A 16,702-nucleotide genomic window follows, 5' to 3' on the forward strand; every position below is an offset into this window, starting at 1 on the left:
CGCACGGGCGCAGGACCATGCGCCATCCAGATTGATCGCGAAGGCCCGGCGCCATTCGGCCTCGGTTGTGTCCAGCGGTGTGTGGAAGACATTGACGCCCGCATTGTTCACCAGCCCATCGAGGCTGCGGCCGGCCTGTGCCGCCGCATCGGCAAAAACCTCCACGACCCGGCCGGGATCGGCGATATCGGCCGCCGCCTGCAGAATGCGGCCGCCGGGGGTGGCGAGCAGATCCGCCACCGTTGCCGCCAGCAGATCCGCATCCAGATCCAGTAAGAACAGATCCGCGCCTTCGGCCCGGAAATCCGCAGCAATCGCCCGCCCGATGCCCTGTGCAGCGCCCGTCACTGCGATGAAACGCCCGCTCAGCCTGCCTGTCATCTCGTCACCACTCTGCCACGGAGCCGTCTTCATGACGCCAGACCGGGTTGCGCCAGCGATGCCCGATCCGGGCCGCCTCGATCACGGCCTCTTCATTCACCTCGATGCCCAGACCCACGCCCTGCGGGATCGTGACCATACCATCGGCATAGGTGAAAACATCGGGATCGACCAGATAATCCAGCAGATCGCGCCCGGGCCCGTTGTAATGGATGCCCAGCGACTGTTCCTGGATGAAAGCATTGTAGCTGACCGCATCGACCTGCAGGCAGGCTGCCAGTGCAATCGGCCCCAGCGGGCAATGCGGCGCAAGGGCCACGTCATAGGCCTCCGCCATAGCTGCAATCTTGCGGCATTCGGTGATGCCCCCGGCATGGGAGAGGTCGGGCTGGATGATATCGACCACCCGGCTTTCCAGCACATGACGGAAATCCCAGCGGGAATAGAGCCGCTCGCCAAGCGCGATCGGAGTGCTCGAGCCCTTGGCAACCTCGCCGATCGCATCGAGATGCTCCGAAAGCAGCGGTTCCTCGATGAACATCAGCCGGAACTGTTCCAGCTCGCGGATCAGCGCCTTGGCCATCGGCCGGTGCACCCGGCCATGGAAGTCGACGCCAAGGCCGATATGCGGGCCGACGGCGGCACGCACCGTCGCCAGGGTCTCGACCACAGCGTCGATCTTGGCATGGCTGTCAACGATCTGCAGCTCTTCGGTACCGTTCATCTTCAGCGCCTGGAAGCCGCGCGCCACCGCCTGCTGCGCCGCCTTGGCCACATCCGAGGGGCGGTCGCCGCCAACCCAGGAATAGACCTTGATCCGGTCGCGGCACGGCCCGCCCAGCAACTGATGCACCGGCTGGCCGTAAGCGCGGCCCTTGATGTCCCACAGGGCCTGATCGACACCCGCGATCGCGCTCATCAGGATCGGGCCGCCGCGATAAAAACCGCCGCGATACATCACCTGCCAGTGATCCTCGATCTTCAGCGGGTCCTGCCCGATCAGATAATCCGCTAACTCCTGCACCGCCGCCTCGACGGTATGGGCGCGCCCCTCGACCACCGGCTCGCCCCAGCCCGAAATGCCCTCATCGGTTTCGATCTTCAGGAAGCACCAGCGCGGCGGCACGATGAAGGTTTTCAGCGCAGTGATCTTCACGACTTTTCTCCGGAAACGGCCCCGGCTGCGCCGGGCAGGGATGAGGGAACAAGGGTGATGCTGCCCGCAAGGCTTTCGCCGGGGGCAAGCGGGGTCAGGCCACCATGACCGGGCCGGGACAGCGCGTCGGGCAGATGGCTCATCGGCTCGAAAGCGAAAGGGGCGCCGTCCTGCGGAGCGTAAAGCTGATAGCAGCCAAAGACCGGATCGGCGCTGATGCGCAGGGACAGGCCACGCTGCGGCCAGTCGATCCTGGCGTGACCGCTCCATCCATCAAAGGCATTGTTGATCCAGCGGCCGGGCAGCGGGCGCGGCTGCGCGAAATCCAGATCTTCGGGCAGGACGGTACGGCCATCCGGCAGATGGCCGGGGCCTTCGGTCCAGACCCCCTGTGCCGGCGCGGTCAGCACCGCCCCCGGCAGAAAAAACGGATGCCAGCCAATGCCGAAAGGCAAGGTGTCGGCCCCGGTATTGGTCACTGCAAGGCTGATCGTGAGCGAGCCGGGCGTCAGGGTGAAGCTTTGCACCGCCTCATAGCGATGCGGCAGATCGGGGCCGTCATAGCGGTGGATCAGCCGGGCCGAGCTCTGATCGGAGCCGGCCAGGTCCCAATCGGCCTGCCAGCCGGCACCATGCAGATGCAGCGGCTCGGGCAGGGCATTGGGGGTCACGCGGTAGGTCTGCCCGCCAAAGTCAAAGCGGTTGTCGCGGATGCGGTTGCCCAGCGGCACCAGCGGAAAGCAGGCGCTGTCGCCCGGGGCCGCGCCCTCTGGCGTGGGGCGCATCAGGGCCCCTGCCCCAAGGCGGAAGTCAAGGATCACCCCGCCCCGGCAGCCCAGCCGAAGCGCAAGATCCCCCGACCTCAGCGTGATGGTCTTTGTCATTGCAGCACCCCTTCGCTCAGCGACGAATGCCGCTGGAGCTGCGCAGATTGTCGAGCAGCACCGCGAAGAGCAGGATCAGGCCGCGCACGACATATTGGTAGAAGGCCTGGATGTTCAGCAGGTTCATCACGTTTTCCGCGATGCCAAGGATCAGCACCCCGACGATCACGCCGGTCATCGTCGCCCGCCCCCCGGCCAGCGACACGCCGCCCAGCACACAGGCAGAGATCGCCGAGAGTTCCAGCCCGGTGGCGGCATTCGGCTGCCCCGAGGTGATCCGCGAGGCCAGCAGAACGCCGGCGATGGCACACATCACGCCCTGGATGGCAAAGATGGTCACCCGGGTCCAGACCACCTTGACCCCGGCCAGCCGCGCCGCGTCCGGGTTGCCGCCGATGGCCAGCGTATTGCGGCCAAAGACAGTGCGGTTCAGCACAACACCGAAGAGGATGAAGGCCAGCGCCAGCACGATGATCGGCGTCGGAATACCAAAGACACTGGACAGCGCGATATTGTAGAAGGCGGGCTCCTTGACCCCGACCGCGCGCCCGTCCGAAATGATAAGGCCAAAGCCGCGCACCAGCTGCATCGTCGCCAGCGTGGTGATCAGGGCGTTGATGCCGATCTTCGCGATGATCACGCCATTGACCAGACCGACCGCCGCGCCGGCGGCAATCGCCCCCAGGATGCCCAGCGGGATCGACCCGGTGGCATTGGTCACCATCACTGCCATCATGCCGGTAAAGGCCACCGTCGAGCCGACCGAAAGGTCGAAGTCGCGGGTCGCCAGACAGAGCATCATTGAGCAGGCGACCAGCCCGACCGTGACCACCGCCTGCAACAGGCCGATCACATTGCGGGTGGACAGGAAGTTCGGCACGAAGACCGACACCAGCACCAGAGCGATGGCGAAGATCACCAAAAGCCCCTGTTCGCCGAGCAGGATTTTCTTCAACGTCGTTGTCATTGTCTGATCTCCGGGCCTCAGGCGGCGGTGGAATGGTCCTGCCCATCGGGCAGCGCGGCGGCCAGCAGGGCCTGCTCTCTGAAGGTCTCTCGGGTGAATTCGGCGCGGATGCGGTGCTGGCACATCACCAGCACCCGGTCGCAGATCCCCATCACCTCTGGCAGTTCCGAGGAAACGACAAGAATGGTCATTCCCTGTTCGGCCAGTTTGTAGAGCAGATCGTAGATCTCGGACTTCGCCCCGACATCGATGCCGCGCGTCGGCTCGTCCACGATCAGCACGCGGATGCCCTCCTCGGCCAGCCATCGGCCAAGGATCACTTTCTGCTGGTTGCCGCCCGAGAGGTTCACGATGTCCTGGAACCGCGACGGGGTGCGCACCCGCAGCTGTCTGATCTGGTCTTCCGCCACCTGCGCCTCGCGCTTCAGGCGCAGGAAACCGCCCTTTGACCACAGGCGGCGCGCGGAAATGGTGATGTTTTCTTCGATCGAACGGCCATTGAGGATGCCGTCATGTTTGCGGTCTTCGGAACAGTACCCAATGCCACGCCGGATCGACTGGCGCGGATCGGTGGCGGTATAGCTTTCGCCATCCAGCGTCACGCGCCCGGCCTTCGCAGGATCCGCACCATAGATCAGCCGCATCAGCTCGGAGCGGCCCGCCCCGATCAGGCCGAAAAAGCCAAGGATCTCGCCTTTTTTCGCGCTGAAACTGCCCGGGGCGGACAGGCGCGGGCCGCTCAGGCCTTCGACCGTCAGCCGGGTCTCGCCCAGCGGGCGGCCACGCCAGTTCCAGATATCGGCAATCTCGCGCCCGACCATCTCCGAGACGATCTGCGCGCGGGTCACGCCTTCCAGCGTGTCATGATGTGCGGCCAGCCTGCCATCGCGCAGCACGGTCATGGAATCGCAGAGCTGGAAAATCTCATCCATGCGGTGCGAGACATAAAGGATCACTGTCCCTTCGGCCTTGAGCCGCGCGATCATGCGAAACAGCACCTCGCTTTCGCGCGAGGACAGCGACGAGGTCGGCTCGTCCAGCGCGATCACGCGGGCCCTGACCATGGCGGCCTTCGCCACCTCGACCATCTGGCGCGCGCCCAGAGGCAGGCTGGCCACGCGGGCGCCCGCATCGGCGTCGATGCCGTAATCATCCAGTACCGCCTGCACATCGGCGATCATCCGGCGGCGCGAGACGAACCCCGCGCGCGCCGGAAACCGGCCAAGGCAGAGGTTTTCGGCGACTGTCAGATCCGGCACCAGCTGCAATTCCTGATGCACCACCATGACCCATTATCCGAGGCATCGCGCACTGAGGTGAAGTTCTGCTCCGCTCCGTCGATCAGGATCGTCCCGGCATTGGCCTGCTGGTCGCCCGAGAGGATGCGGATCAGCGTGGACTTGCCGGCGCCGTTCTCTCCCATCAACCCGTGGACTGCACCCCGGCGCACGCCGAAGCTGACATCCTCCAGCGCCCTGACACCGGGATAGGTCTTGGTGATGCCGCGATATTCGAAGAAGTAGCTCATGGTTGCGCCCATAGCTGATGCGGGAAAAGGATGGGCCGACCCGGAGGCCGGCCCGGGGTCAGGCGTCAGTTGACGCCCAGATCGACCAGCACCTGCTTATAGTCGTCGCGCCTGGCCAGCGCGCCTGCGGTCAGGGTCAGCTTTTCCGGCTCGACGCCATTGGCAACCCATTCATACATATTCAGCGCGGTTTCATAGCCGTGCCGCTTGGGCGAGATCACCACGGTGCCGAAGAAGCCCGTCGCATCGGGCTTTTCAAACTCGTTGATCGCCGATGCCGCGCCGCCGATGCCGACGCCGATGATGTCGGCCGATTTGATGCCGACGCTTTCCGCTGCGCGCACCGCGCCCAGAACCGCCTCGTCATTCAGGCCGAAAGCGATCCAGTGCTTGACCTCGGGATGCTGGTTCAGCACCACGGTGGCCGCGTTCAGTGCCGCTTCGGTATCGGTGCGGGTTTGCGGCGCGTCATAGATATTGGCCTCGGGGAAGCCTGCCGCCTTCAGCGCATCCACTGCCCCGCCGGTACGATCAACGGCCGTCGGCAGCTGGTCATAGGAGATTTTGAGCGCACCCACTTCGGCCGGGTTCCAGTCGCGCGCCTTGATCTCTGCCGCCAGCGCTTCACCGACGGTTTCGCCGATCTTGCGGGCCGAAATGCCCATATGCACGACCGAGTCGATTTCCGCACCCGATGCATCGACCAGACGGTCATCGACGGTCATCAGCTTCAGCCCGGCGGCTTCGGCGCGGGCCACAATGGCCGGGCCAAGGTTCACATCCGGCGTGCAGACGATAAAGCCTTGCGCACCCTGTGCCGCCAGATTGTCGATGGCCGCCATCAGCTGTTCGCCATCGGTGGCCCCAATTTTGACCACCTCGAAGCCTTTCTCGGCGCCGGCCTGATCTGCGAACTTCCATTCGTCCTGGAACCACGGCTCCTCGGGCTGCTTGACGATGAAGCCGATCTTTACCGTATCGGCCATGACCGAGGTGGCCAGACCAGCAATAGTGCTCAGCCCGAGGCCAGCAGCCAGGGCAATGGAATTCAGGAAACGCATGAGTCCTCCCACGGATCAAGGTCTATATGACCCCGACAGGCTAACACAAATATCAGTGCAGTCAATTCTGTGGTATGATAATTAAATTCACTGGCCAGACATGCAAAAATCGTGTTGATATATCGCAGCTTAATGCGGCGCCGGACATATTGCCGCCGCAAGGATGGACGGAAAACCGATGCAGGCCAGCAGCCCCAGGCGCCCCGCGTGCGCAGCGACATTCAGGCCGATCTGGCAAGGCTCATCGCCTCCGGCGCCGTGATTCCTGGCCAGAATCTGCCATCCGAAGCCGAACTGTCGCTGCAATTCGGCGTCTCTCGCACTGTCGTGCGCGAGGCGATCAAGGGGCTCGAGGCAAAACATCTGGTCCGCTCCCGCCCGCGGGTGGGCACCATCGTGCTGCCGCGGGAAGACTGGGCCTTGCTGGATGCCGAGGTTCTCCACTGGGTGGCGGATTATCTGGATGTTGCAGAATTTGCCGATAGCGTGCTGGAAGCCCGCCGCGCCATCGAACCCGCAGCAGCGGAGCTGGCCTGCAAGCGCGCAAGTCTCGCCGACCTTTCCCATATAGAAGCCGCGGTGAATGACATGGCCAGGGCAGGAAACGACCCGGAGGCCTTTACACGCGCCGATCTCGCATTTCACGAGGCCCTGCTGCGCGCCAGCCATAACGCGGTCTTTCTGCAGTTTATCCATTCCATCCGGGCGGGGCTGAATCTGATGCTGCTGGCCTCGAACAAATCGGTCGATGATTTCTCCCGGACAGTAGCATCGCATCGCGCCCTGCTGGACGCCCTGGTCACGCGGGATATAGATCGGTCGAGAGAGTGCAGTTTGACGCTCATTCAGCATGCGATGGACGATCTGGGAAGATCCGGAGCCACGTCTGGCCCGTAAGAAATCAGCGCAATCGAACCGAAGGGTGGCGATGGCGCGGATCGCCTGGTCTCCCCAGCCCCTCCGGCCGACCGGTCTGCCACTGGGCGAGAGTGACAGTGCCACCGTTTGAGCCGCCACTGGTCCATGCAGGTCTGGTGGCAATCGGCGCCTGCTCGCCGCAGTGGATCTGGCCGCAAAAATGCCTGGCGCTGCGCCCTGCCCCACGCACAAACAATTCTCAAGAATAAACTAATCCCTCTCGTAGCGCAGTCTCGGAACAGGATCACCATCTCCCCCCGGCCGATGCGCTACGACGTGACTTGCAAAGCCAGAGGCATCAAACAGCGGCTGACCAGGCCCAGCCATCTCCGGACCAATGGCCAGGTCGAGCGGATGAACTGCGCGATCAAGGAGGCCACCGCCAAACGCTTTCAGTACGAAAGCCACTACCAGCTGCAAACGCACCTGGCAGACGCCATCTTGTATCGGGCCAGACACTCCGCCGGACGGGCTGCCGATCCCGCCTCACCTGCAACGTATTACAAAGGCTCAGGCCCCCGGCGGTCGCACGCCTTGTGACTGCATCTGCAAAATCTGGCGATCAGAGCCTGACAGATCCATCTTCACTCCGTTTCATCACATGCCGGGCCGGACACCCAGGACGTGTTGACAAAAGGGATCCCCGTTTTCGATGCCCAGTTACTCAAGGTCATAACGATATGGGAAATGACCCTGGCGCCCAATCTGACAGTTGTGCGAGACCACACAGGACGCTCCAAACCTTGCCGGCGTTTCGTCGGCTCGGGCGATGTTTATGCGGTGATCTTCATGAAGGAGGGACAGGTCGCGGCGAGTTTGGCTTGCATCGACGGCAGAATTCTTGTTTATGCACGTTTATGTCCGATACCGCACGAATCCCAAAACATCGAAAGCACCTGATCCGTGATCGGCTTGCCGCCGGGCACGCGGTCATATCAACCGATCTGGCCGCAGAATTCGGGGTCTCTGAAGATGCGATCCGCCGCGATCTGCGCACGCTTGCCGCCGAGGGCGTTTGTGAGCGTGTTTATGGGGGGCATTGCCGCTCTCGCCAGCAATCGGGGCCCTGTCCGAGCGAGTGTTGCAGAACTCAGACGAGAAGACCGTGCTGGCACAGGCTGCTCTGCCGCTGATCAGGCCTGGTCAAACCGTGTTCCTGGATTCGTCCTCGGGCAATCTTGCACTGGCGCGGATCCTTCCGGGCGGGGCGCAGTTGCATGTCATCACAAACTGCCTTGCCATCGCGTCAGAACTGCTCTCGCGCAGCGACATTGTCACATCCCTGCTCGGCGGACGTCTGTCCCCTGAAACAGGTGGCTGCGTGGATGCCAGGGCGATCCAGGATCTTCAAGATTACAGCATTGATCTCGCCTTTGCCGGTGTCTGCGCCTTTGACCCTGTCGAAGGGCTGGCCGGCTATTTTGCCGATGACGTGCAGTTCAAGAAGGCGCTGATCCGTTCAGCGCGCGAAACAGCTGTGCTGCTGACCACAGATAAGATCGCCACAACCGCGCCCTATCGTATCTGCGCAAGTGACAGGATTACGACTTATGTCTTGACGCATCCGGCCACGGAACGCATTGGCCTGACCCTGCGTGAAGAGGGCCGCAACGTTCTGACAGCCCCCCCGTAACAAGCGCGACGCTCTTCCATCATGTCCGGTAATCTCCCCTCTGCACGCCTTGCAACCCGGCTCGCTTTTGTCGTCGCGGGCTTTTCCATCGCGGCCTGGGCCGCGACTGTGCCCTATGCAAAAGCCCGTGTGGGCGTGGACGAGGCCGGGCTGGGCATCCTGCTCCTCTGCCTTGGTGGCGGCTCTATCCTTATGATGCCCGCGACGGGCGGGCTTTGCGCCCGCTTCGGCAGCCGCAAAATCATCCTGGCAGGCGGGATCGGCGTTACGCTGTTCCTGCCCATGCTGGCACTTGCCGATACTCCGGCTTTACTGGGCCTGCTCCTGGCCGCATTCGGCGCTTCGCTTGGTGCACTGGAAGTGGCGATGAACATTCACGCCAGCGAGGTTCAGAGCGATTCCCCGCACCCGCTGATGTCGGGCTTTCACGCGATGTTCAGCGTGGGCGGCTTTATCGGCGCAGGCGGGATGGCCCTGCTGCTCTCTTTCGGCCTTCAACCCGTAAAGGCCCTGATGATAGGCAGCCTTGGCATGGCGCTGGCCCTTTTCATAGCCTCCCCCGCCTGCTGGCCTCGCGTCAGGGGGAGCCCGTGCGCTTTGTGCTGCCGCGTGGCAGCATCCTGCTCTTCGCCTTCCTCGCCTGGATCGCCTTCCTGATGGAAGGTTCGCTGCTGGACTGGAGCGCGCTGCTGATCGTGCAGAAAGGGCTGGTCCCGGTGGAACAGGGGGGCGCCGGTTACATGGTCTTTGCCGTGGCAATGACGCTTGCCCGGCTGACAGGAGACCGTATCGTCGCAGTAGCCGGCCCAAGGCGGGTGCTGATCGTCGGGGGCAGCGTGGTCGTGCTTGGTGTCGCGCTTCTGGCGGCGGCCCCGGCGCTGTGGGTCGCGATGGTCGGGCTTGTCTTGCTGGGACTTGGCGCGGCGAACATCGTGCCGGTGCTGGTCAGCCTCTCAGCGCAGGAAGGCACAATGGCGCCGGGGCTTGCCATAGCTGCCGTGACGACCGCGGGCTATGCGGGGGTGCTGCTTGGCCCTGCGCTGCTGGGTGGCCTTGCGCATCACAGCTCACTGCCTGTCGCTTTCGCGATCCTTGCCGCCATCATGGTTGCGATCCCGGTTGCCGCACTTGTTGCAATCCGGAGCAGCCGCTGAAACTCGCCCATATCGCTTCGCCGGCCCCCGATATTGAAGCAGATCCCGCCTTTTGGGCGGCACATTTTGCCGCAGAGATCGGGGAGCGCTATGCAAGCCGCACCCGCCCCGTTTTCGTCTCGCGGTTTGTAACGCTGCCAGAAAGTGGTCTGCGTCTGGAACTGATGCCCGGCCCCGGGTCGCCACTCGCACCGCCGAAGCCACTGGATGGGCCCGGACCTTCCTCTCGCTTAGGTAGTGTTCACAAAATCGATTCCACGGGTCCGCGCTCTATGATTCAAGCTCATCGCTGCGTGGGAGATGAACTTGGCTCGCAGCCTGATATCCGACCATGAGTGGGCCTTATTCCAGGGCTTCATTCATGCCAGCCGGTACCCGAACGGGCGGAAAAATGCGGACAATCGCCTTGTTGTGGATGGAAGTTTCTGGATCGCAAGGACTGGTTCGCCACAGCGTGATCTGCCCGAAGAGTTTGGCAAGTGGTCCTCGGTCTGCCGTCTGTTCCGCCGCTGGACTTTGGCGGGATTGTGGGAGGATATCCTTAATCCGCTGAACCACGCCGGGATCGCGCCAGACAAGCTCCAGATGGTTGATCGAACTGTGATCCGTGCCGATCAACATGCGGCGGGCGCAAAAGGGGGACTGCTGACAACAAGTTCCTGGCTGTTCGAGAGGTGGGTTCTCGACCAGGATCCATCGTCCTTCGTCAACGGCGCAGGCCTCCCGATGAGGACCGAGATCACGCTAGGGCAGGATTCCTATTAAACCGGCTACAATCTGGTGATGGCCGACAATCTGCCACAGCCCGCCGTTCTGGTCGCCGACTGGGGCTACGGGTATGATAAAATTCGGGAAGACATCGAGGGCCGCAACCCCCGCCCATGATACCGATGCGAAGGACCCGATGGGTGCGCAAGGCTGTCGACATGACCATCTACACCCTGCGCAACATGGGCGAGTGCTGCTTCAACAGGCTGAAAAACAGCCGTCGGCTGGCAACTCGCTACGACAAAACCACCAAAAGCTTCCTCGGCTTCGTCGATGTCGCCTGCATCAGGTTATGGCACCACAGTTTGTCAACATGACCTAAGCCTCAGTGGATCTGCTAACATTCGTCTGGATCAAAATGCACACGGAGTCCCTTTCGGTCGCAAAAACCAAAGAGGAGGCGACATGGGAGCAGGTGCTGGCAGCAAGGGGAGCAAAGCTGGCCGGTGACAGCACCGATCCGAAACAGCGCTATGCGGCTGCCTGTGATCTGGCCGAAACCCTCCATGAGGTGGTGAAAAACTTAGTTGGATAAAGCGCTGCGGGTAATTGAGGTTGCGTGTGAGCTGACCGCCACTCGTGGTGCCGCGGTGTTTATCATCATGGGGGTGGCCGAAACTATCGCGTCCACCCTTCTGGGCCGCGCCTATCCGGCACAGGGCTTCCTCGAAGCGGCGGGCTATTCCGGCGCTGACCCGGCCAATGCAGGCCTCGCCCTGCAGCTGGCAATGGCGCCGGAGCGTCGGTGATGCGCCTCGTTTTGCTACTGGCCGCCCTCCTCTCTCACACAGCCTGAGGCCCGCCGGATGACTACAGCGGGCGCAGCAGGGGTTTCTATCCCGGTGGCTGAGGCGCCGGCGGTCACTCTTCTTTCGGGATCCGGTTTGCCGAGTGATCCTCGTACTGCTCGGTCTGCACGTGTTTGCCGTCATGCCCGCCCTTGCGCGGATCCTGCTGCTTATCGCGGTTGGACAAGACTTCGTTCGGCGGGATCCTGTCGATGTCGGACATGGTCATAGCGCCTGAGGCATCCCCTTTGCCCTGGACACCCTTGCCGAATTTTTTGTGCGATGCGTTTGCCATTATTGTTCTCCTTCCGAAGAGATAACGGGCGACAAGCTCACGGGGTTCATGACGATGGTGTGAGGCTGCCGATCCGGGTCAGCCACCCCTCGCGCGCTCGGGGCTGATCCGCTTCTGGTATATGCGCGAGCTGTCCGACCGGAAGGCTGCGACGATCAGTCGTCCGGATCGGGGATGCGAGAGGCGAGCCGTCCTTCTCTGGTGCATGGAAGCGCGAAAGGACCCTGATGCCGGTCGGTGGCTATGTCGGAGGCTCGTATGATTGGACCAGCGACACGGGGCCCCAGGCAGCCGCATATCTTTCAGGGTGCAGGGAATGAGGATCTGCTGTGGTTCGCTGACCTAACCACGTTCTGGCGGGATCTGCTGACTATCATTATCATATCGCGGGCAGCAAATGACGCGGTGGAGCCAGCCCATAACAGGATGCCGGTTATCCTGAATGCTGGCTCTCCGTGCTGGCGATCTCAATTCAGGCTTGCATAGGCAGTTGACTTTCATTCCAGAGTTGCGATCTGCTTGGGATTCTGCAGATCGTTGAATTATTGCCTTTTTTCGTCATGGAGCTATCGCATGTGTCAAACCTGCTGTGCATCTCTTGCCGACACAGGACTAATGCACTTTTGCCATTGCGGCAGCCCCGATACCCTGGCCGCAATGCGCCGGATTGAGGCGGATATCTCGCGTCGTCAGATGCTCGGCGGGATGTCAGCGGTCGTCGGTATGTTCGCAGGTTTTGGCCTTGCCCCAAAGGAGGTGCGGGCGCAGACGGCTGGCGCGCCTCTTTTGCTGACCAATCTGAAATATTTCGACGGTACAAGGCTGAACCTTCACAGTGGCGTCGACATTCTGGTTGAGGGCGGCCGGATTGCCGGGCTGCCGGCGGCGGGCCAGGGCCCGGCAGAGGCTGAACGGATCGATTGCGGCGGGCGCACTGTCATTCCTGGTCTGATCGACAGCCATTGGCATACGACGCTTGCCTCGGTCAGCCAGCTGGCCGCGATGACCCAGGATATCGGCTTCCTGCATCTGATGGCGGGGAGAGAGGCGGGCGCGACGCTGATGCGCGGCTTCACCACGGTGCGCGATGTCGGCGGACCGGCCTTTGGCCTGCAGGCCGCGGTGGATCGCGGTGTGGTGACCGGCCCGCGCATTTTCCCCGCCGGGGCGATCATCAGCCAGACCTCGGGCCATGGCGATTTCCGCTTTCAGAACACGCTGCCGATGATGCCGATCGACCAGCCCGATTATGCGACCAAAGCTGGCATGTCGGCGCTGGCTGACGGCGTCCCCGAGGTGCTGCGCCGCACCCGCGAGCAGCTGATGAAGGGCGCGAGCCAGATCAAGATCGCGGCGGGCGGCGGCGTCGCCTCACAATATGACCCGCTGGAATCGCTGCAGTTCACGCTGGAAGAGATGCGCGCCGCAGTCGATGCCGCGAGCGACTGGGGCACCTATGTCTGCGCCCATGTCTATACCTCGGCTGGCATCCAGCGCTGTATCAAAGCAGGCGTGAAATCGATCGAACATGGCCAGCTGGCGGATGAGGACACCGTCCGCATGATGGCGGATAATGGCACCTGGTGGTCGATCCAGCCGTTCCTCGCCGATGAAGATGCGAATAAATACACCGATCCCAAGGCGATTGCCGCGCAGAAAATGGTCGCTGAAGGCACGATGCGGGCCTTTGAATGGGCCGACAAGCACAAGGTCAACTGGGCGTTCGGCACAGATATCCTTTACGGCGGCGGCGAAACCCAGGCGAAGCAGCTGACCAAGCTGGCCCGTTTCATGTCGCCGCTGGAGGCGCTGCACCGGGCAACCGGGGCAGCGGGTGATCTTCTGGCACTGTCGGGGCACGCGCACCCTATGACGGACGGCTTGGCGTGATCGCCGAGGGAGCACTGGCGGATCTTCTGGTGGTTGATGGCGATGCTGAAGCCGGGCTCGACTGGCTTTCTGACAGCAGCAATCTGAGGGTCATCCTCAAAGATGGCCGCCTGTTCAAAAATACCTTGTGAGGAGCATGACATGATCCGCAACCTGCTGGGGGCTATGGCCATTCTCGCCCTTGGATCAACCGCGGCTCTGGCCGAGGGCTGGTCACGCCAGGTCACCCCCTATGTCTGGGCCGCAGGCTTTGGCGGCGATGTCACCCCCTTTACGGGCGCACCGACGCTGTCCTTCAAAAAAGGTTTTTCCGACGTCATCGAAGATGTCGACGGTGCCTTTTTCCTTTCGGTCTATGCGCGGCGCGACCGCCTGGTGCTCATGGGGGATCTGAGCTGGTCCTCAAGTTCTAAATCCGGACATGTGCCGCCGGGGCTGCCGGCCGAGGGCAAGCTGACACAACGCTCTCTGACCCTGCTGGCAGGCTGGCGGGCGGTGCAGAATGAGGCCTTTACCCTAGACCTCCTGGGCGGCGCCCGGGCCTTCAGCATCAAAAGCAGCGTCACCGTTGCGGGCGGAATGATGCAGGCATCGCCGGGAAAGGATTTCGTCGATCCGATCCTCGCGGCCCGCGCCAATATCGCGCTGGCCCCGCAATGGTCTGCGGTGGTTTATGCCGATTTTGGTGGCTTCGGAGTTGGCTCGGAAAGCACCAGCCAGATTCTTGCGACGGTTAATTATGAGGTGAATGACAATCTCTGGCTGTCTTTCGGCTACCGGCAGCTGAATGTCGATTACCGCAGTGGCGGCACAGCGGTCGATGTGCGCATGGGCGGGCCGCTTTTCGGCGCGACCTGGCGATTCTGAGGAGAAACAGATGATCAGATCCCTTACCCTCGCGCTTGCGCTCGCAGTCGCGGCAGCCCCGATTGCCGAGGCCTGCACCCGTGTTGTTTATCACGGGCCCGAAGGCCGCGTCCTGACCGCACGGTCCATGGACTGGAGCCTGCCGATGGTCTCGAATCTCTGGGTCTTTCCGCGCGGCATGGCCCGCACCGGCGAGGCAGGTCCGCGCTCGCTGGAATGGACCTCGAAATATGGCAGCCTGATCGTCTCAGGCTATGACATCTCGACCGTCGACGGCATGAACGAGGCGGGGCTGGTTGCCAATATGCTCTGGCTGGTGGCCTCGGACTATCCCGAGGATGATGGCCAGACACCACAGATGTCGCTTTCGCTCTGGGCGCAGTATTTCATGGATAATTACGCAACCGTTGCCGAGGCAGTGAAGGATCTGGAGGCGCAGCCCTTTCATGTCCTGACCAGGGAAGTGCCGATGCAGCCGGGACGGCTGACGACCGTGCATCTGTCTTTGTCGGATGCGAGCGGTGACAGTGCCATTCTGGAATGGCTCAATGGCGAATTGGTGATCCATCACGGGCCAGAATTCAACGTCATGACCAATGACCCGCCTTATGATGAGCAACTCGCGCTGGCCTCCTACTGGAAGGGTGTCAACCCGCGCGAGGTGCTGCCCGGCACCACCCGCGCCGCTGACCGTTTCGTGCGCGCCGGCACCTATATCGACATGGTCGTGCAATCGGATGACCCGCGCGAGGCTGCGGCAGCGGCCTTCAGCGTGATCCGCAATGCCTCGGTGCCTTATGGGATCTCGACGCCGGACGCGCCGAACCTTTCGACCACACGCTGGCGGGTGGTGGCGGATCAGAAGGACCGGCTGTTCTACGTCGAATCCGCGATCTCGCCCAATGTGTTCTGGGTTGATCTGAAGCAGCTGGATTTTGACAGTGACAGCGGTGTACGTCAGCTGGATCTGGGCGTGGATATGGGCAGCATCCGCTCGGGCGAGGTCTCGGCGGAATTTGTCGCTGCAGAGCCTTTCCGTTTCGAACCTGCCGAATGAGAGAGGTATCAGCATGACCAGGACCCTGACCCGACTGCCGCTGATTTTGTTGCTTGCCGCAACACAGGCGGCCTGCGTCAGCGGCCCCAGGCCCGAAGAGCCGGTGAGAATTCTGCGAAGCACCACCGATGGAGTTGTGCTGCACGGGCTGATTGACGCCACGCGGAAGAGCCCGCCCGAGCGCTATGACATGCTGGCACAAAGCGAGTGTGCGCGTTCAGGGAGGCATGCTGTTCTGACCGGAATGGAACAGAAATCGACATTCGGCTTTGATGTGACCTATCGCTGCATCGCAAAGACCTGACGCAACCCGGCTGCGCGGATCCGTTAAGAGCGTGCATCTGCCTCGAGTCGGAGGCAGATCGCGCAGCGCCCGAAAGTGGCCTGCCACAATGACCTGCACTTCGTTCCGCGCGAAAAGCCGTGATCGCGGCGCTGATCGCGGGGCTCAGGGTTCGTCCACTTCAAGCACATAGGTGCCTGGCTCGATCCGGTTCATCACCAGATCGGGGATATCGGCCGGCAATGCGGCGGCCTGCGGCGGGAAGACGCCCACCGCCCGCAGGGCCTTGCGCAGATCGATATTGCGACCGAGGTAATCAAGCGCCACTTTTGACGCCCCGGGTTTGCGCCCGCGGCGGGTTGGACCACCCGTCTGGATGCCCATCAGCCGGAGCAGCTGGTGACGATAGCTGGGATAGAGCGTGACCTGGGTCAGGGATTTAAAGTCGAGCGTCTCGTATTCGATGACATGGATACGGTCGGCGAGATAGAGCAGGACACCGCTGTATTTGCTGAGCCCGACGACTTTCCCGGTCACCGGATCGCGCATGATCTCGATGTTCTTCCAGTAATAGCGGTCATTGCGCCGATAGACTGAGACGAGAGACTTCGTGATTAAGCCATTGTTGCCAAAAGAATAAAAATACCTGTAGTAATAGCCGACATATTTTTCGAGCGACTGGCTGTGACGGTAAAGCGCCTCGACATGCGCGCTGGCTTCACCCGGTTGCGGCTGGGGATCGGGTACGCGCCGCAACGAGATGATCTGCTCAAGCTGCGATGGCTCCATCAGGATCTCAGTCTCGGTTACCCCGAAGAAATCGCAGAGCCGGCGCATGTTGCGCCGCGAAGGCCGGCTTTGGCCGTTGAGATATTTGTTGAACTGCTGCCGGTTCATTTTCAACCGACGGCAAGCCTCCGCCACCGAATGGTGATAGCTGCAAAGCAGTGACAGGTTTCGCGGGAAATCGTCTTCCATGATTCTACATCACATTGAAGCGTAATTCGCGTCAAGTCGCGAAGGACAACAGACTGGAAAAGAGGAGGGTCTGATGCGAGTTTCCTTAAAAAAT

Annotated in this window: 21 protein-coding genes and 2 pseudogenes; 14 read left to right on the forward strand and 9 right to left on the reverse strand. The window is 62.1% G+C overall.

All coding sequences use genetic code 11. The features are described from left to right. From QNO18_RS23045 to QNO18_RS23075, 7 genes are all read right to left on the reverse strand, one after another. On the reverse strand, positions 1 to 381 hold a 381-nt coding region (locus QNO18_RS23045; RefSeq protein ID WP_283179812.1), incomplete at its 3' end, for an SDR family NAD(P)-dependent oxidoreductase. Between the two features lie 4 nt (positions 382 to 385). Then, positions 386 to 1,537 carry a galactonate dehydratase gene (gene dgoD, locus QNO18_RS23050; protein WP_283179813.1) on the reverse strand — a complete coding sequence of 384 codons (1,152 nt, stop codon included), beginning with the start codon at positions 1,535 to 1,537 and terminating at the stop codon, positions 386 to 388. Further along, positions 1,534 to 2,421 carry an aldose 1-epimerase gene (locus QNO18_RS23055; RefSeq protein ID WP_283179814.1) on the reverse strand — a complete coding sequence of 296 codons (888 nt, stop codon included), beginning with the start codon at positions 2,419 to 2,421 and terminating at the stop codon, positions 1,534 to 1,536. Before QNO18_RS23055 ends, dgoD begins: the two co-directional genes overlap by 4 nt. A 16-nt stretch (positions 2,422 to 2,437) precedes the next feature. Beyond that, a complete protein-coding gene (gene araH, locus QNO18_RS23060) occupies positions 2,438 to 3,388 on the reverse strand; it encodes an L-arabinose ABC transporter permease AraH (protein WP_283179815.1) in 951 nt (316 codons plus the stop codon). A 17-nt stretch (positions 3,389 to 3,405) separates the two neighbouring features. Then, a complete protein-coding gene (locus QNO18_RS23065) occupies positions 3,406 to 4,674 on the reverse strand; it encodes an ATP-binding cassette domain-containing protein (RefSeq protein WP_283179816.1) in 1,269 nt (422 codons plus the stop codon). Continuing rightward, entirely contained in the window at positions 4,635 to 4,916 is a 282-nt protein-coding gene (locus tag QNO18_RS23070; protein ID WP_283179817.1) for an ATP-binding cassette domain-containing protein, read from the reverse strand. Before QNO18_RS23070 ends, QNO18_RS23065 begins: the two co-directional genes overlap by 40 nt. Positions 4,917 to 4,981: 65 nt before the next feature. Beyond that, on the reverse strand, positions 4,982 to 5,977 hold the full coding sequence (locus tag QNO18_RS23075; RefSeq protein WP_283179818.1) for an arabinose ABC transporter substrate-binding protein: 996 nt from the start codon (positions 5,975 to 5,977) through the stop codon (positions 4,982 to 4,984). Between the two features lie 207 nt (positions 5,978 to 6,184). Here QNO18_RS23075 and QNO18_RS23080 point away from each other — a divergent pair, with 207 nt between their 5' ends. The 9 genes and pseudogenes from QNO18_RS23080 (at position 6,185) to QNO18_RS23120 (ending at position 11,199) form a co-directional block, all read left to right on the forward strand. Next, on the forward strand, positions 6,185 to 6,874 hold the full coding sequence (locus tag QNO18_RS23080; RefSeq protein ID WP_283179819.1) for a FadR/GntR family transcriptional regulator: 690 nt from the start codon (positions 6,185 to 6,187) through the stop codon (positions 6,872 to 6,874). Between the two features lie 318 nt (positions 6,875 to 7,192). Continuing rightward, positions 7,193 to 7,324 (forward strand): annotated as a pseudogene (locus QNO18_RS23085) (IS481 family transposase); the annotation flags it as partial. Between the two features lie 258 nt (positions 7,325 to 7,582). Continuing rightward, a complete protein-coding gene (locus QNO18_RS23090; protein WP_283179820.1) occupies positions 7,583 to 7,795 on the forward strand; it encodes a hypothetical protein in 213 nt (70 codons plus the stop codon). Positions 7,796 to 7,976: 181 nt separating this feature from the next. After that, the gene (locus QNO18_RS23095) at positions 7,977 to 8,528 is read left to right on the forward strand and encodes a DeoR/GlpR transcriptional regulator (protein WP_283179821.1); all 552 of its coding nucleotides are present in this window, start codon (positions 7,977 to 7,979) and stop codon (positions 8,526 to 8,528) included. A gap of 21 nt (positions 8,529 to 8,549) precedes the next feature. Beyond that, positions 8,550 to 9,185: a hypothetical protein gene (locus QNO18_RS23100; RefSeq protein WP_283179822.1), complete on the forward strand. Its 636-nt coding sequence runs from the start codon at positions 8,550 to 8,552 to the stop codon at positions 9,183 to 9,185. Then, positions 9,119 to 9,682: a hypothetical protein gene (locus QNO18_RS23105; protein WP_283179823.1), complete on the forward strand. Its 564-nt coding sequence runs from the start codon at positions 9,119 to 9,121 to the stop codon at positions 9,680 to 9,682. The genes QNO18_RS23100 and QNO18_RS23105 overlap by 67 nt, the downstream gene beginning before the upstream one ends. 300 nt (positions 9,683 to 9,982) lie before the next feature. Continuing rightward, positions 9,983 to 10,767: pseudogene (locus QNO18_RS23110) on the forward strand (IS5 family transposase). A gap of 41 nt (positions 10,768 to 10,808) precedes the next feature. After that, positions 10,809 to 10,985, forward strand: coding sequence for a hypothetical protein (locus QNO18_RS23115; RefSeq protein WP_283179824.1), 177 nt, complete (start codon positions 10,809 to 10,811; stop codon positions 10,983 to 10,985). Further along, the gene (locus QNO18_RS23120; protein ID WP_283179825.1) at positions 10,978 to 11,199 is read left to right on the forward strand and encodes a hypothetical protein; all 222 of its coding nucleotides are present in this window, start codon (positions 10,978 to 10,980) and stop codon (positions 11,197 to 11,199) included. The genes QNO18_RS23115 and QNO18_RS23120 overlap by 8 nt, the downstream gene beginning before the upstream one ends. A gap of 112 nt (positions 11,200 to 11,311) precedes the next feature. Here the strand turns inward: QNO18_RS23120 and QNO18_RS23125 are convergent, their stop codons facing one another. Then, positions 11,312 to 11,533, reverse strand: coding sequence for a hypothetical protein (locus tag QNO18_RS23125; RefSeq protein ID WP_283179826.1), 222 nt, complete (start codon positions 11,531 to 11,533; stop codon positions 11,312 to 11,314). Positions 11,534 to 12,190: 657 nt separating this feature from the next. On the opposite strand from QNO18_RS23125, the gene QNO18_RS23130 reads away from it, so the two are divergent. The 5 genes from QNO18_RS23130 to QNO18_RS23150 are packed head-to-tail and all read left to right on the forward strand — an operon-like array spanning position 12,191 to position 15,651. Continuing rightward, positions 12,191 to 13,423: an amidohydrolase family protein gene (locus QNO18_RS23130; RefSeq protein WP_283179827.1), complete on the forward strand. Its 1,233-nt coding sequence runs from the start codon at positions 12,191 to 12,193 to the stop codon at positions 13,421 to 13,423. After that, on the forward strand, positions 13,420 to 13,554 hold the full coding sequence (locus QNO18_RS23135; protein ID WP_283179828.1) for a hypothetical protein: 135 nt from the start codon (positions 13,420 to 13,422) through the stop codon (positions 13,552 to 13,554). Before QNO18_RS23130 ends, QNO18_RS23135 begins: the two co-directional genes overlap by 4 nt. Positions 13,555 to 13,564: 10 nt before the next feature. Next, the gene (locus QNO18_RS23140; RefSeq protein ID WP_283179829.1) at positions 13,565 to 14,290 is read left to right on the forward strand and encodes a hypothetical protein; all 726 of its coding nucleotides are present in this window, start codon (positions 13,565 to 13,567) and stop codon (positions 14,288 to 14,290) included. A gap of 10 nt (positions 14,291 to 14,300) precedes the next feature. Next, positions 14,301 to 15,347 carry a linear amide C-N hydrolase gene (locus tag QNO18_RS23145; RefSeq protein ID WP_283179830.1) on the forward strand — a complete coding sequence of 349 codons (1,047 nt, stop codon included), beginning with the start codon at positions 14,301 to 14,303 and terminating at the stop codon, positions 15,345 to 15,347. Between the two features lie 13 nt (positions 15,348 to 15,360). Continuing rightward, positions 15,361 to 15,651: a hypothetical protein gene (locus QNO18_RS23150; RefSeq protein WP_283179831.1), complete on the forward strand. Its 291-nt coding sequence runs from the start codon at positions 15,361 to 15,363 to the stop codon at positions 15,649 to 15,651. Between the two features lie 144 nt (positions 15,652 to 15,795). Here the strand turns inward: QNO18_RS23150 and QNO18_RS23155 are convergent, their stop codons facing one another. Further along, complete coding sequence (locus QNO18_RS23155) at positions 15,796 to 16,608, reverse strand: helix-turn-helix transcriptional regulator (RefSeq protein WP_283179832.1); 813 nt, start codon at positions 16,606 to 16,608, stop codon at positions 15,796 to 15,798. Positions 16,609 to 16,702 lie beyond the last annotated feature (94 nt).

Source organism: Gemmobacter sp. 24YEA27 (assembly GCF_030052995.1).
Lineage (GTDB): Bacteria > Pseudomonadota > Alphaproteobacteria > Rhodobacterales > Rhodobacteraceae > Pseudogemmobacter.

Excerpts from the sequence above, each read along its gene's own strand:
- QNO18_RS23055 (WP_283179814.1), bottom strand. The coding sequence starts at position 2,421 with ATGACAAAGACCATCACGCTGAGGTCGGGGGATCTTGCGCTTCGGCTG.
- araH (WP_283179815.1), bottom strand. The coding sequence starts at position 3,388 with ATGACAACGACGTTGAAGAAAATCCTGCTCGGCGAACAGGGGCTTTTG.
- QNO18_RS23065 (WP_283179816.1), bottom strand. The coding sequence starts at position 4,674 with ATGGTGGTGCATCAGGAATTGCAGCTGGTGCCGGATCTGACAGTCGCC.
- QNO18_RS23070 (WP_283179817.1), bottom strand. The coding sequence starts at position 4,916 with ATGAGCTACTTCTTCGAATATCGCGGCATCACCAAGACCTATCCCGGT.
- QNO18_RS23075 (WP_283179818.1), bottom strand. The coding sequence starts at position 5,977 with ATGCGTTTCCTGAATTCCATTGCCCTGGCTGCTGGCCTCGGGCTGAGC.
- QNO18_RS23090 (WP_283179820.1), top strand. The coding sequence starts at position 7,583 with ATGACCCTGGCGCCCAATCTGACAGTTGTGCGAGACCACACAGGACGC.
- QNO18_RS23100 (WP_283179822.1), top strand. The coding sequence starts at position 8,550 with ATGTCCGGTAATCTCCCCTCTGCACGCCTTGCAACCCGGCTCGCTTTT.
- QNO18_RS23115 (WP_283179824.1), top strand. The coding sequence starts at position 10,809 with ATGCACACGGAGTCCCTTTCGGTCGCAAAAACCAAAGAGGAGGCGACA.
- QNO18_RS23125 (WP_283179826.1), bottom strand. The coding sequence starts at position 11,533 with ATGGCAAACGCATCGCACAAAAAATTCGGCAAGGGTGTCCAGGGCAAA.
- QNO18_RS23130 (WP_283179827.1), top strand. The coding sequence starts at position 12,191 with ATGCGCCGGATTGAGGCGGATATCTCGCGTCGTCAGATGCTCGGCGGG.
- QNO18_RS23140 (WP_283179829.1), top strand. The coding sequence starts at position 13,565 with ATGATCCGCAACCTGCTGGGGGCTATGGCCATTCTCGCCCTTGGATCA.
- QNO18_RS23145 (WP_283179830.1), top strand. The coding sequence starts at position 14,301 with ATGATCAGATCCCTTACCCTCGCGCTTGCGCTCGCAGTCGCGGCAGCC.
- QNO18_RS23150 (WP_283179831.1), top strand. The coding sequence starts at position 15,361 with ATGACCAGGACCCTGACCCGACTGCCGCTGATTTTGTTGCTTGCCGCA.
- QNO18_RS23155 (WP_283179832.1), bottom strand. The coding sequence starts at position 16,608 with ATGGAAGACGATTTCCCGCGAAACCTGTCACTGCTTTGCAGCTATCAC.